Origin of the sequence: Lipingzhangella rawalii (assembly GCF_031628175.1) — a bacterium.
GTDB classification, from domain to species: domain Bacteria; phylum Actinomycetota; class Actinomycetes; order Streptosporangiales; family Streptosporangiaceae; genus Lipingzhangella_A; species Lipingzhangella_A rawalii.
In genome coordinates, this window is record NZ_JAVLVT010000010.1 from 1 (window position 1) to 13,506 (window position 13,506).

At 70.8% G+C, this 13,506-nt stretch carries 13 protein-coding genes; 6 read left to right on the forward strand and 7 right to left on the reverse strand.

Annotated features, from left to right (window positions below; all coding sequences use genetic code 11):
• Nucleotides 1-299 precede the first annotated feature (299 nt).
• On the forward strand, nucleotides 300-1,457 hold the full coding sequence (locus tag RIF23_RS17475) for a S1 family peptidase (protein WP_310913662.1): 1,158 nt from the start codon (nucleotides 300-302) through the stop codon (nucleotides 1,455-1,457).
• Here RIF23_RS17475 and RIF23_RS17480 read toward each other — a convergent pair.
• The gene (locus RIF23_RS17480) at nucleotides 1,454-1,663 is read right to left on the reverse strand and encodes a hypothetical protein (protein ID WP_310913663.1); all 210 of its coding nucleotides are present in this window, start codon (nucleotides 1,661-1,663) and stop codon (nucleotides 1,454-1,456) included. The genes RIF23_RS17475 and RIF23_RS17480 overlap by 4 nt on opposite strands.
• 468 nt (nucleotides 1,664-2,131) lie before the next feature.
• Between RIF23_RS17480 and RIF23_RS17485 the strand changes: the two genes are divergently transcribed.
• From RIF23_RS17485 to RIF23_RS17495, 3 genes are read left to right on the forward strand one after another with little or no spacing between them, the layout of a single operon-like run.
• Entirely contained in the window at nucleotides 2,132-3,568 is a 1,437-nt protein-coding gene (locus RIF23_RS17485) for a S1 family peptidase (RefSeq protein ID WP_310913664.1), read from the forward strand.
• 9 nt (nucleotides 3,569-3,577) lie between these two features.
• Complete coding sequence (locus tag RIF23_RS17490) at nucleotides 3,578-4,018, forward strand: DUF3054 domain-containing protein (RefSeq protein ID WP_310913665.1); 441 nt, start codon at nucleotides 3,578-3,580, stop codon at nucleotides 4,016-4,018.
• 2 nt (nucleotides 4,019-4,020) lie between these two features.
• On the forward strand, nucleotides 4,021-4,395 hold the full coding sequence (locus tag RIF23_RS17495; RefSeq protein WP_310913666.1) for a hypothetical protein: 375 nt from the start codon (nucleotides 4,021-4,023) through the stop codon (nucleotides 4,393-4,395).
• A gap of 184 nt (nucleotides 4,396-4,579) precedes the next feature.
• Here RIF23_RS17495 and RIF23_RS17500 read toward each other — a convergent pair whose 3' ends face one another.
• Genes RIF23_RS17500 through RIF23_RS17525 form a run of 6 tightly spaced genes read right to left on the reverse strand, consistent with a single transcriptional unit; the run spans nucleotide 4,580 to nucleotide 9,360 of the window.
• Nucleotides 4,580-5,818, reverse strand: coding sequence for a styrene monooxygenase/indole monooxygenase family protein (locus tag RIF23_RS17500; RefSeq protein WP_310913667.1), 1,239 nt, complete (start codon nucleotides 5,816-5,818; stop codon nucleotides 4,580-4,582).
• A 55-nt stretch (nucleotides 5,819-5,873) separates the two neighbouring features.
• Nucleotides 5,874-6,476, reverse strand: a complete 603-nt coding sequence (locus tag RIF23_RS17505) for a GTP-binding protein (protein ID WP_310913668.1) — start codon at nucleotides 6,474-6,476, stop codon at nucleotides 5,874-5,876.
• A complete protein-coding gene (locus RIF23_RS17510) occupies nucleotides 6,451-6,828 on the reverse strand; it encodes a DUF742 domain-containing protein (protein WP_310913669.1) in 378 nt (125 codons plus the stop codon). The genes RIF23_RS17505 and RIF23_RS17510 overlap by 26 nt, the downstream gene beginning before the upstream one ends.
• A 40-nt stretch (nucleotides 6,829-6,868) precedes the next feature.
• A complete protein-coding gene (locus RIF23_RS17515; RefSeq protein WP_310913671.1) occupies nucleotides 6,869-7,291 on the reverse strand; it encodes a roadblock/LC7 domain-containing protein in 423 nt (140 codons plus the stop codon).
• Nucleotides 7,288-8,448 carry an ATP-binding protein gene (locus tag RIF23_RS17520; protein ID WP_310913672.1) on the reverse strand — a complete coding sequence of 387 codons (1,161 nt, stop codon included), beginning with the start codon at nucleotides 8,446-8,448 and terminating at the stop codon, nucleotides 7,288-7,290. Before RIF23_RS17520 ends, RIF23_RS17515 begins: the two co-directional genes overlap by 4 nt.
• 9 nt (nucleotides 8,449-8,457) lie before the next feature.
• Nucleotides 8,458-9,360, reverse strand: coding sequence for a histidine kinase (locus tag RIF23_RS17525; protein ID WP_310913673.1), 903 nt, complete (start codon nucleotides 9,358-9,360; stop codon nucleotides 8,458-8,460).
• Nucleotides 9,361-9,711: 351 nt separating this feature from the next.
• On the opposite strand from RIF23_RS17525, the gene RIF23_RS17530 reads away from it, so the two are divergent.
• Both RIF23_RS17530 and RIF23_RS17535 read left to right on the forward strand, forming a co-directional pair.
• Nucleotides 9,712-12,723 carry a DEAD/DEAH box helicase family protein gene (locus RIF23_RS17530; protein ID WP_310913674.1) on the forward strand — a complete coding sequence of 1,004 codons (3,012 nt, stop codon included), beginning with the start codon at nucleotides 9,712-9,714 and terminating at the stop codon, nucleotides 12,721-12,723.
• Between the two features lie 150 nt (nucleotides 12,724-12,873).
• On the forward strand, nucleotides 12,874-13,503 hold the full coding sequence (locus RIF23_RS17535) for a GNAT family N-acetyltransferase (RefSeq protein ID WP_310913675.1): 630 nt from the start codon (nucleotides 12,874-12,876) through the stop codon (nucleotides 13,501-13,503).
• The last annotated feature ends 3 nt before the right edge of the window (nucleotides 13,504-13,506 follow it).

Consider the following 13,506-nt stretch of genomic DNA (forward strand, 5'->3'; position numbering starts at 1 on the left):
CCAGCGGATCTCCAGGTCATCCTCTGTGTTTCCCCCATCTGCACCATTTGTGTGGATCATCCCCATCCGTAGCCCTAGACGAAATTGATGGATTTTCTTCCCTTGATCCACTTTCGTAGCGCGATGGCAGCCCTCTAGAGTGATGAACTGTTTACCGAACGTTCGGTAAACGGTCGAACAACCGAATGATCTATGCGCCCCTCAGAACGCATAGCTCTGGCGCGGGATACGCGGTGAGTCCCCGCTCTTCAGCGCGCATCCCCGCCACACTGCCCCCCATATGCAAAGGAGCTGGGAGCGTGCACGCATCCCGTTTCATCGGCGTGGCCGGATCCCTGGTCCTCACCGGCGGACTCGTCGCCGGCGGAGTGGCCCTGGCCAGCGCCGACAGTCAGGACGTCAGCACAACCGCCACCACCGGGGCCGCCAATGCGGCCACCCCCGACGGCCAGGTGGCGGCGCTGGCCGACAGCCTGGACATCTCCCCCACGGACGCGGCCGACCTGGTCGACCTCCAGCAGGAGGCGGCCGAGGTCCAAGCCGAGCTGGAAACCGACCTCGGAAGCGAATTCGGCGGCGCCGTGTTCGACTCCGAGTCCGGCGACCTCACGGTGCACGTCACCGACGAGACGGCACTCTCCGAGGTCACCGCGGCCGGGGCCCAGGCCGAACTCGTCGACAACGGCCAGGATGCCCTCGAGGAGATCGTGGCGGACCTGGACGCCGCCCAGGACTCCGCCGACGAAGCCATCACCAGCTGGTACGCCGACGTCGAGGAGGACACGGTCGTCGTCGAGACCCTGGATGGCGAAAGTGACGCCGCAACCGAGTTCCTCACCGCGGCCGGTGTCGACGACGCGGCCACCACGGTCGAGGTCCGGGACGGCGCCGAACGACCCGAACTGTTCCAGAACATCGTCGGCGGCGAGTACTACCAGACCGGACAGGGAACCTGCTCGGTCGGATTCTCCGTCGACGGCGGCTTCGTGACCGCCGGCCACTGCGGCGGTGTCGGCACCCAGACCTCGGGCCCGGACGGGGTCGTCGCCGGCTCGGACTTCCCCGGCGCCGACAAGGCCTGGGTGGAGACCGACCCGGGCTGGACCCCCACCCCCGAGGTCACTGACCACTCCGGCGGCACGGTGACCGTCACCGGTCACGAGGAAGCCCCGGTCGGCGCGGAGGTCTGCCGCTCCGGCGGCACCACCGGCTGGCACTGCGGCACGATCGAGGCCACCAACGAAACCGTGCAGTACCCCGAGGGCACCGTGCACGGGCTCACCCGCACCAGCGCCTGCGCCGAACCCGGCGACTCCGGCGGCTCCTGGCTCGCCGGAACCCAGGCCCAAGGCGTCACCTCCGGCGGCAGCGGCAACTGCACCTGGGGAGGCACCACCTACTTCCAGCCCCTCAACCCAATCCTGGACGAGTGGAACCTTGACCTCGTGACCGGTTAGGGAACCGTCAACGACCAGACCAGGTCCACGCGGCCCTGGCCCCATCCTCCCTCGGGGCCAGGGCCGCGTTTCGTGGATTCAGCAGTGTCGGGTACCGCGACCCTGGCGCAGAGTCGACTACGCACCTGTTCGACGACGCCCGCGTCGGTGCCTTCGTCCCTGGTGGCGTACATGCGGTCCCAGGCCGCAACCGCGAGCCCGCACACGCCTCCGCTGGCCCGTGGTGTGGGAGACCAGGGCACCCCATCGCGGATATGCACCGGGCGGCAGGACGAACACCCGGGCCACAACACCCACGGACACACCACCACCGCCCCCACCGTTGGCCGTCGTGCGGGGGAGCGCCCCCAGGGCGCGACGCCGCCGGCGGCCAACACGACGCGCACGGTCAACCAACCACCGCCACCACAATCCCCCAGGTGGCTCCGGCGCCGAATGATGGCCCGACCTACGGGCAGGCGGGAGTCACCCGCTGTGTCCGTCCACCCCCCGCGGCACTCCCCACGCAGGGACCGTCCCGGGGATCCGTGCGGAACCGGTGCCGGGCGGGAAACCGTCCCAGCCGTGCGGTGCCGGATCCCCCTTCCGGTGCCGCGGCCAGCCTCCCCGGCGGCCGTCGGGCACGCCCCCGCTCCGGCGTGCCTCGCCCCGAAACCGACCCAAGGAGCCGCGGCGTGCGCAAATCCTGCCTGCTCACTCTGATCGGCGCGACCCTGGTCGCGATCGTCCTCGTCGTCGCCACCACGATCGTGCTCACCAGCGACGAATGGAACCTGGAGACTCTTCGGTCCGCTCCCGCCGGTGGGGAGGAACTCACCGAAGAGATCGACGATGTGCTGGGCGAGCAGCTTGCCGCATTGGAGGACAGCCTCGGCCTGGACACCGAGGAGGTGCTCGCTCTCCTGGAACAACAGGAGGAAGCCGCGAGCCTGGCCGATGATCTGCGTACCGAGCTCGACGACACTTTCGGTGGCGCGGTGTTCGACTCCGCGACCGGAACGCTGACGGTGCAGGTCACCGAGGAGGCCGCGGCAGCCGAGGTGGAGCAGGCCGGCGCCGAGCCCGAGCTAGTCACCCACGCCGAACACGAACTCACCGGGGTCCTCGCTCAGCTCGATGACACCGAACCCGTCGAGGGAGTCACCAGCTGGTACATCGATGTTCCGGAGAACACGGTGGTCATCGAGACCCTGCCCGAGGCTGCCGAGGACGGCGCCGAGGTCCTCACGGCGGCCGGTATCGACCAGGCCGACGCAACGGGTTCCGGAGACGGTGCCGTCCAGGTCATCCCCGGCGCCCAGCAGCCCGAACTTTTCGACGCCACCGCACCACCCGACGGCGACGCCGAGCAGAGCCCGGAGCAGTCCGACGGCGCCAACGTCGTGGGTGGTGCGGAGTACCAGGCCGGGCTGGGGCTGTGCTCGGTCGGATTCGCGGTCGAGGGTGGATTCGTGACCGCCGGGCACTGCGGCACCGAGGGAACCCCGACCGTCGATCCGGACGGGGTCGTGGCCGGTGCGGAGTTCCCGGACGCCGATATGGGCTGGGTGGATACCGACGCGGCGTGGACCCCGAGCCCGTGGGTGATGGACTACCAGCCGGACAACGGCGCGATCGCGATCACGGGAGCCGAGGAAGCCCCGGTCGGCGCGGAGGTCTGCCGCTCCGGCGGCACCACCGGCTGGCACTGCGGCACGATCAAGGCCACCAACGAAACCGTGCACTATCCCGAGGGCACCGTGCACGGGCTCACCCGCACCAGCGCCTGCGCCGAACCCGGCGACTCCGGCGGCTCCTGGCTCGCCGGAACCCAGGCCCAAGGCGTCACCTCCGGCGGCAGCGGCGACTGTGTCTTGGGAGGCACCACCTACTTCCAGCCCCTCAACCCAATCCTGGACGAGTGGAACCTCGAGTTGCTCACCAACGATCTGGCGGATCCCCAGCCCCCCGAGGTGCCCGACCCCGGCGATGTCGGTGCCGCAGAGCCCGATGCCACCCCGCCCGCGACACCCGCCCCGGACGCCCCGCAGTCGGAACGGGAAGAGCAGGACGCCCCGGGTGCGCAGTCGGGGGACCAGGACCCGGCCGAGCTACCGGAACCAACGCCATAGCCTGGCGGTATGACACGTGCGTGGGTGGTTGGGTGCGCGGTTCTGGTCGACGTGGCGTGGGTCCTCGCGTTCGCGGCGGGGGGCCGCGCCACCCACGACGCCACGATTCCGCTGGTGGGGCTGGCACAGACCGCCTGGCCGTTCCTGGTGGCGCTGGCGCTGTCCTGGCTGGCGAGCCGGGCCTGGCGCAGTCCGCTGGGCGCGGTGTGGCCCGGCGTGGCGCTGTGGCTGGGCACGGTCGCGGGCGGGATGGTGCTGCGGCTGGTGTCCGGGCAGAGCACGACTGTGGAGCTGTCGTTCGTTGTCACCACCCTGGTTCTGCTCGGGGCCACGCTGCTCGGCTGGCGGTTGCTCGCCGGATGGGTCTGGCGACGGCTCGGGGACCGTGCCAGGGTGGAGACGGTGGAGACACAGAATCCCCCGTTCCGTTCCCCCCACCCCAGGGAGTGAGCATGAGCGATCCGGTGACGGTCGCGATCGCGACCGCCGTCGCGGGCAAGGTGGCCGAGTCCCTCAGTGATACGGCGAAGTCGGCCCTGAAACGGCTGCGCGAGGCGGTGATGCGGCGCGTCACCGACAGCGACGAGCGCGACACCGCCCCACGCGAAGCCCTGGCCGCGGCCCAGATCGACCCGGAGGACCCCCAGGCGGTGCAGCGCCTCGCCGCCGCGCTCTCCGCTAGCGACGACCCCGAGGTGCGTCGACTCGTGGCCGAGCTGCGTCCCCACTTCGAGCCCGGGCAGGAGTCGGTTACCAACACCGTGCAGGGGGACGTGTCCGGAAACGTCGTCATGGCCAAGGACATTCACGGCAACATTTCGCTGTGACGGCGGCACCCAGCGCCCTCCCCGGCCAGCCCGGCCATCCCGGCTGTCCCGTGCGGCACCGTCGCTGCGGTCCTGCTCGCGGTGAGCGGTTCGCCGACCAGCGCTCCCATCGGGACGGTCACGCGGCAGCCGGCCAGCACCCACGGAACGGCCGGAACGGCCGGCGCTGGCCCGTGGCAGGTCATCAGGTGCGAACGGCCGCCCGGTCAGCAACGCCGGCGATGTAGGCCCGGGCGTCCTCGGCGGTGGTGAACCAGCCCGCATAGTCCGCGGGATCGCCCAGTCCGCGCACGAACCGGTCGCCAATCTGCGCGTGCTCGCTGGCGGCGTAGAACAGCTCCATCAGGAACGGCCGGCGCTCCACGATCACCTGGGCAACGGGGCCGGCCATGTGGTGCGCGTAGTCCCAGAACTCCTCGAACGCGGCGTGCATGAACGCGCTGTCGAAGGGTTCATCACCGCGGGCGAGGATGTGGCGCAGCGTGATCTCGGCGCTTTGGCTGGCGTTGTTGGGGTCCTGGCACAGCTGCGGCAGCGTGGACAGGACCGTGTCCCCGATTCCCATAACCAGACCCCCGGACGGGAGCTGCGCCACGGGCTCCCGCACACGCGGGACCACGTGGTCCACGGCCACCGAACGGTGATCGACCAGCTCGACCTCCCGAAAATGTTCGTGTAGATGGGGAGCGAACTCCCGCATCGTCTGGAGCATCAGGTCCAGATGCTCGGCGGGACGCAGCCGCGCGGGCCACGAGGCCAGCACCCCGTCCGAGGGGCTGGTGATGTAGAAGACACGGCCGGGACCGTTGCGGGTGAGGCTCGGCAGGGTCGTGAGAAACCCGTGGTTCGGCAGCAGGTCCACCGTGCCCTGGTTGGTCTCCGGGTAGGTGTCGCCCTGAACGTAGGCGGCCACGGTGGTGGTGGGTGTGACCTCGGGCAGGCTCCGCCGGGGGTTGGGCGGGAACATCTCCGCCAGACCAGAGTGGCCCGCCGCGATCACGACCAGATCGAACATGCGCGCGAGCTGGTCCAGATCGCTGCTGGTGACCGGGGAGATGATGACGGTACCGCCCCGCTGCTCGAACAGGTCCTGCCACTCGGGCACCTTGAGCCGCTCGTCCAGGGACTGCGCGGGCTGGGGAGAACGCCCGAAGAAGTCGAAGGTGGGCAACCCCCCGAACCCCGCGAACCGCACCCGCAGCCCGTCGATGTCGGGGGCCTCGTCGTCCCACAGGTTCAGCCCGTAGTTCCGTTCCATGGCCAGGGTCTGGAACCACTGGGCCTGGAAGGACACCGCACGCCCGGTGCGCAGCTCGTCCGAGGTCCGCGCGGTCATCAGCGTCACGTCGTAGTCGTGGTGCTGGAGGCCCAGGGCGAGCTGAAGCCCGGCCTGTCCTCCACCCACGATCAGAATCCTGCGCATCGTGTCTCCCCGCTACCACCCGTGTGTCCGACCACTGTGTCCCCGCCGGAGCCCGTCATCGGGCCGCCGGCTCCTGCTGCTTGGACAGGGCGTAGCGCAGCAGGTGCGCCAGCACTCCCGCCGACTCCCGGCGACTGCGCGCGTCCAGGGCAACCACCGGAACCTCGGGACCCAGCGCCAGGGCGTCCCGCACCTCGTCCAAGGGATGCATCGGCACCCCCTCGAACCGGTTGAGAGCCACCAGGAAGGGCAGGTCATGATGCTTCTCGAAGTAGTCAATGGCCTGGAAGGAATCCGCCAGGCGCCGCGAGTCCGCAAGCACGACCGCCCCCAGCGCTCCGCGGACCAGGTCCTCCCACATGAACCAGAACCGGTCCTGGCCGGGGGTACCGAACAGGTACAGCAGCAGCCCCTCCTCGATCGTGAGCCGCCCGAAGTCCATAGCCACGGTCGTGGTGGACTTGTCCGGAGTGTGACTCAGATCGTCGTGGCTGACACTGGCCTCGGTCATGATCGCCTCGGTGTTCACCGGCGGAATCTCCGACACCGAACCGACGAGGGTGGTCTTGCCGGCTCCGAAGCCACCGGCAACGACAATCTTCGCTGAGGTGACGGCGGGGGCCATCTCCGAGCTACTGGGCGATGGAATCGAGCCCATGGAGGATCCTCTCCAACAGGTGACGGTTGGGGGCGGCGTCGCGCTGCACGGTGGGGTGGATCCGCACCCGGCCCTGCTCGGCGAGGTCATTGATCAGCACCCGCGCCACGCCCACGGGCATGCGCAGGTTCGCCGCGATCTCGGTCACCGACCTCGGCTGGGCACAGGCGAGATAGATGTCGCGCTGTTCGGGACTGAGCTCGGCGAACCCGGTCGTGTCCCGGGCTCCGCCTCCGCCCCCGCCCACGGCGGAGACCAGGGTCTCCAGCAGCAGTGGGTGCCGCGGCCGGGTCCGTCCGCCTGTGAGCGCGAACGAGCGAATCCGGCTACTGCGCTGCGGTCTGGCAGCCACGTCGATCGCTCCTCCTCGTTCTGGGGCACGAGCACGGATGCTAGCGCGCCACCGCTTCCCTGAGCTGGCCACGGAGGGCGGGGGTCAACACGTGGCCCGCCTTTTCCACGAACAGCGCCATCTGGTAGGCCACGACCTTGGTGTCGCAGCGTTCACCGGCGAGGACTGCGAGGCAGCAGCCTTCGGCCACCGTGGTGAGGAAGAGATAGCCGCGCTGCATCCGAACAATGGTCCGCTCGAAGCGTCCCTGCGCGAACAGCTCGGACACCCCGTGGGCGAGGCTCAGCATGCCACTGGCGACGGCGGACAGCTGCTCTGCCCGTTCGGGACTCAGCTCTGTGGAGGTGGTCAACAGGAGCCCGTCACTGGACACCACCGCCGCGTGCTGCACGGCGGGCACGTCGTTGACGAAGCTGTTGACCAGCCACGCGAACCGTTCAACCCCGGTTGTTCCTGCCGTCACCGCTGCTCCTCTCCACCGTCGGCTGTGCCGTCGCCACCGGCCCCACCGCTACTGCCGTCCGGATGGTCCTGGTGCCCCCCGGCATCCGGCTCGCTCGTCGACGCGGCGGCGGTCTCGGGGACAGTGTCCGGGTCGGCGGTCTGAGCGCGTGCCTGCGCGGCGTGTTCCTCCCGACCAGCCACGAAGCCACTCAGCTCCGCCCGGAGCCGTTCGGCGTAGGCCTGGGCGTCACCACCCCCCGACGGTGGGGCCCCGCGCACGGGAACGAACTCCTCCTCGTCCTCCGCGGCCTCCTCGACGTTGTCCTCCATGGCGCCGGCCGGGTCGGGACGGTGCCCGGCCCCGTCCGCCAGGGTGGCCCCGGACCGCGGCACGAACGCGTCCGCGCTGGCGGAGTGCCCCGGTTGGCGACGCGGCAGCTGCGGCAACGCGGTCTCGCCATCGCCGCCCGCCTCTTCGGCCGGGACGGAACCGCCGGTGGGGGTGGACCCGCTGGAGCTGGGGGTGCCACCGGTGGCTGTCTGCGGAGTTGCTGGCGCTGCGGTGTCCCCGGGAACTTCACCCGGGATCACCCGCAGTCCGGCGGCCCCCCGGCCGGGGTCACGACGCGGCAGGGGCGGCAGCTCGTCCTGGGTGGCCGCTGCGGGCTCGGGACGTCCGCTGTCGTCGCTGCCCGTGCCGTCCGTGGCGCCGACCGGGGCGGCGGACGTCTGGGTGGGGTCCTGGACGGCGGTGGACGCGGACCCCGGAGTCGGATCGGCGGGGGATGTTTCGGCCCCGTCCGCACGGCTCGGCCGCAGCAGCACCGAGGCTGCGGGCACCCACACGAATCCGCTGGTGCCGCTGAACGGCCGGGTCTGGAGGCGCACGCGCAAGCCGTGCCGGTGGGCGAGCTGCCCCACGACGTAGAGGCCCATGTGCCGGAGGCGGTCCTCGGTGAGTCGCGGCGGTTGACGCAGCTCGGCGTTGATACGCTCCAACCGCTCCTCGGGGATCCCGATCCCGTCGTCGGCGACCTCCAGCACCAGGGTTCCATCGTCCCCGTAGCGCCCGCGCACCGTGACCTGAAGGTTCTCCGCGGAATTGGCCAGGGCATTGTCCAGTAGCTCGGCGAGCAGGTGGCTGAGGTCATCCGCGGTGTGCTCCGCAACGAACACCTGCGGAAGCTATTGGAGGCGCACCCGGGTGTACTGGCTAATCTCCGAGAGTGCCGCACGCACCACGTCCAGCAGCGCCACCGGTTCGCTGTGCGCCGGGTCGACGGGCTGCTGCGCCATGACCAGGAGGTTTTCACAGTTGCGGCGCATGCGTGCCCCAAGGTGGTCCACCTGGTACAGGATGTCCAGCAGCTTGGGGTCGTGCTCCTCGCTCTCAACCCGCTGAATCAGGGTCAGTAGGGACTCCACCAGGGTGAGATCCCGCAGGGCCAGGTTCGCCAGGGCTTTGGGGAGCAGATGGTCGGTCGTGGGGCTCGTGTCGCCGCCCGCGACGGCCGCGCCGTGCTCCTCCCCGCGTTCCGTTGGCCCAGGACCGGATGGCTGCTGCGCGGGGGCCTGTGGGGCGGGATAGGCCTGCGGGGGATACGGCGGAGACTGCTGTGGCGCCGCAGCCACGGGCGGCGCCCCCGGCTGGGCGGCGGGGCCGCCCGGTGCGGGCGCATAGCCGGCGGGTGGATATGTGCCTGCACCCGGGTAGCCCGGGTATGCCGGATATGCAGCATACGCGGGCTGTCCGGGTGGGGCCGGTTGGGTCGGGTACCCCGGCGCCGGGGCCGGCTGCTGGGGATAGCCGGACTGGGTGGTGCCCGCTCCCGAATAGCCGCCCGGATACTGCGGGTGCTGCGGATACGGGACGGGGTGCTGGGCCGTGGAGGCCCAGCCGCTCGGGTGCGGCCCGGTTCCCGGCGCGGCGGGAGGCTGCTGCGGACTGGACGGCTGCTGTACCGGATGCTCCGCTGGGCTGTCCGGCTCGCCACGTCCGAACAGCCGCCGCAGCCGGGACGGGCGACGCGCCGGCCGGGAGGCACCGGCGGCATCGGCCGGCCGCTGCGACCGGTCCGAGTACTCCACGACCACTCTCCTTCACGTACCGTTCCGGGGCAGTGTTGGTGTTGGGTTGCACGTCCGGTCACCGTCTCGCCGCGGGAGGCACACGGAACCACGGCACCGTTCCGCTCGTGCACCCCCAATCTCGGATGATCCCGACATCCGGAAACTAATGGCCCAGAATACAGACCAGTCCCACCCGGCGCGACCGTCACACCAGCCCCACAGTTACCACAGCCTGCGAAAACCACCCCGGATCCGTGGGACACCTCCGCCCACACCACTCCCCGGCCGTGCACCGGGCGCACTGGACACGATCCGCCCCAGCGGGTATAGCTGAGCGCCACACCCCCGTATGTGCAGAGGCAGGCCACCGTGTCGACGCAGCCCGGATCCGCCGGCGGCGCGGAGTATCCGCTGTTGATGTCGTACTGGCCGGGAGAGCTGCGCCCCTATCAGCAGCAGGCCCTGACCGCGCTGGCCACACGGTGGCGTCGTGGTGACCGGCGAGCCTGGGTGGTGCTCCCGCCCGGCTCGGGGAAGACACTGGTTGGGCTGGAGGCCGCCCGACGGTTGGGACGCCGCACCGTTGTCCTCACCCCCAACACCGCCATCCAGAGCCAGTGGATCGAGCACTGGGAGTTCTTCACCCACCCGGACGGCACCAGCGGCACCAGCGCCCCCACTGCCGGGGCAAGCCGCAGTCTCACCGACGCGGTCACGGTGTTGACTTACCAGTCACTCGCGGTGTTCTCCCCGGACGCGGAGACCGACGAGGAGGGGCGCGACCGGACCGGTTCCCTGCGGGAACGGCTCCACCCCAACGGTCAGCAGCTGGTGGCTGCCCTCCACGACGCCGGCCCGCTGACCCTGGTCCTGGACGAGTGTCACCACCTCCTCCAGGTGTGGGGCCGGCTGCTGGCAGAGATTCTCACCGAGATGCCCGAGGCCCACGTCATCGGACTCACGGGAACACCGGGTGAGAGCCTCAGCGCCACCGAACACGAACTCGTCGACACCCTGTTCGGACCGGTGATTCACGGGGCGTCCATTCCCGCCCTGGTCCGGGACGGCTACCTCGCCCCTTTCGCCGAGCTGGCCTGGCTCACCAGCCCCACCCCCACCGAGCGGGACTACCTCGCCGAGAACGGGCAGCGATTCCAGGAACTGTGCACCGACCTCCTCGACCCCGACTTCGCCAGCGTCAGTTTTCTCGGCTGGCTGCACACCCGGTTCCACGAACGTCGCACCGCGGAGGGACACCAACTGGACTGGGAGGAACTCGCCCGCCGGCACGGCGCCACCGCCGACGCCACACTCCGACTCCACCACGCCGGGCTCATCGACCTGCCACCCGGAGCCCGCCTGGTGGAACGCCACCGGCACGCCCCCCACGCCGAGGACTGGATTGCCCTCCTGAACGACTACGTCACCCACTGCCTGCGCCCCCGTGCCGCACAGGCCACCGAACCGCCGGAGGAATCCCCCGAGGCCCCCACCACCGACGCGCAAGCTCTCGACCGCATACGCGCCGCCCTGCCGGCCGTGGGCTACCAGCTGACCAAACACGGCATCCGCCGGGGCCGTTCCCCCGCCGATCGGGTGCTGGCCCGCAGCGCGGCGAAGTCGCACGCCGCCGTGGAGATCGCCGGGGTCGAGGCCGCCACCCTCGGGGCGCACCTGCGCCTGCTGGTGCTCTGCGACCACGAGCACGCCACCGCGCGGCTCAGCCCGCGGCTGCGCGGTGTCCTCCCCGCCGAAGCCGGATCCGCGTGGCTCCTGCTGGAGCTCCTCAGCGGCGACGAACGCACCCGCCACCTCAACCCCATCCTGGTCACCGGCAGCACTGTGGCGGCCGCCCCCGGCGTGGCCGAGAACCTCCGTTCCTGGCTCCACCAGCGCCACCCCGGGCTGCATCTGCGGGTGGAACCCGCCGGCGCCGATACCGACCCGGCCTCCCCACTCGCTCACATCACCGGAGCCTGGACGTCGCGCACCTGGGTGCGGCTCGTCACCGAATATCTCGAAGCCGGTCACGCCCAAGCCCTGATCGGCACCCGTGCCCTGCTCGGCGAAGGCTGGGACGCGCCCCAGATCAACACCGTCGTCGATCTGACCACCGCGACCACCACCACCGCGGTCACCCAGAACCGGGGACGTGCCCTGCGCCTGGATCCCACCGATCCAGACAAGGTGGCGCACACCTGGACCGTGACGTGTGTGAGTGATGACCACCCGAAGGGCCACGCCGACTGGGACCGGCTCGTTCGTAAGCACCAGGGGTACCTCGGGGTGAACGCAGCCGGAGAGGTCCTGAGCGGCGTCGCGCACATCGACGACCAGTTCTCGCCCTATGCCCCGCCGCCCACCGTCGACCTGGACGCGATCAACGCCCGTATGATCGCCCGCGCCCAGGACCGGCAGGCCACCCGCGCCCGCTGGCGCATCGGGGAACCCTACGTGGACACGCTGCTGCCCACGCTCCAGATCCGCACCCACAGCCCCCGGCCCACCACCCACTCCGGGGCCGCGGCCGGCCACGCGCAACCGCCACTCGCCGTCCCGTCCCGACGCGGCTTCACCCCCACCCGGCAGACCCGGCTGCCCGGACGGCATCCGTGGCGTACCCGCCTGGCCCCCAGCGTGACCCTGCTGGGCCTCGGGGGAACCGTCGGGCTGACCCTGGCCCCGGGCGCCCCGGACGCACTGCCGGTGTTGCTCACGGCGGTCGCCACGGTGGTGGCGACGGGCTGGTGGCTGTACACACGGCATACGCGGCGCCGTGCCCTGTCCCCCTACGCCCGTGCCGCGGCTGCCGACGCCAACGTCCTGCGCATCGGCTGCGCGGTCGCCGACGCCCTGCACGAGACGGGGCAGCTGCGGATGGGATCCGCCGGACTACGGCCGCATGTCGGCGCCGACGGCACCTATCGCATCACCTTCGCCCCCGACTCCACAGCCAACACAGCCAACACAGCAAGCACCGACGGCGTCGGCAGGGCTGGCGAAGACAGCGAGGCCGAGCTCTTCACCAGCGCCTTCGACGAGGTGCTGTCCCCGCTCGTGGGACGTATCCGCTACCTCATTCCCCGCTACGAGCTCTCTCTGCCCGATCCCGCGCCGGTACGGCTGCTGGACGCGGCCCACACCGGGCGCCTTCCGGTGAACCCCGTCACTTACCACCGGGTGCCCACCGCCCTGGCGCGCAACCGTGCCGGCGCCGACGCATTCGCCCGAGCCTGGAACACCTGGGTCTCCGACGGTGCCGCGGTCTACACCGGAGCCCAGCCGAACAGCAGCCGCACCCGCGGCCAGGAGCTGCTCTACCTGCACCACGGCAGTACGCCGTTCCCGGCCGAGACGGCCACCCGGCTGGTGTGGTCGTGACCCGGCCGCCCCGGCCGGAGGCGTCCACAACCAGCCCGGCACCGGGCAGCGGACACGCCCCGTAGTCGTCCGCATCGCACCGTGCAAGCTGGTATCACATGGGACACAGCCTGCCACACGCACAACTGCGTTCACGAACAGGAGAATCCCGTGAGTCAAGCCCCGACGAACCAGGTGCGGGCCGCGCATCGCGCCGACACCGCCGCGGTCGTGCGCACGTTGACCCGCGCCTTCCACGACGACCCGGTGTTTCGGTGGCTGTTTCCCGATGACGCGACGCGTCGCCGGGACACCGCGCGCTTCTTCGCGATCTACGCCGGGCTGGACCACGTTCCGGCGGGACGCTGCGAGGTGGCGGTCACCGAGCCCAGTACGGGCACCGTGCGGGGCGCCGCCATCTGGCACTCCCCGAAGGACCGCAGGGCCGCGCCGCTGGAACTGCTCCGCACCGCCCCGCACTATCTGTCCCTGTTCCACCGTCGCCTGCCGCGGGTGGTGCGCGCCCTGGCCCACGTGGAACGGCAGGCCCCCGCACAGCCGCACTGGTATCTAGCCGACATTGGCACCGACCCTGCGGCCCGGGGGCAGGGGGTGGGGTCGGCGCTGTTGCGATCGGGACTGGCGCGGGCGGACGCCGAGCGCATGCCGACCTACCTGGAGTCCAGCAGCGTCGACAACATCGCGTTCTACGAGCGCTTCGGGTTCGAGCTGTGCGGCGAAATCACCGGCACGGACTACCCCACGATGTACCGGATGTGGCGACCGGCCCAAGGCGCCTAGGCC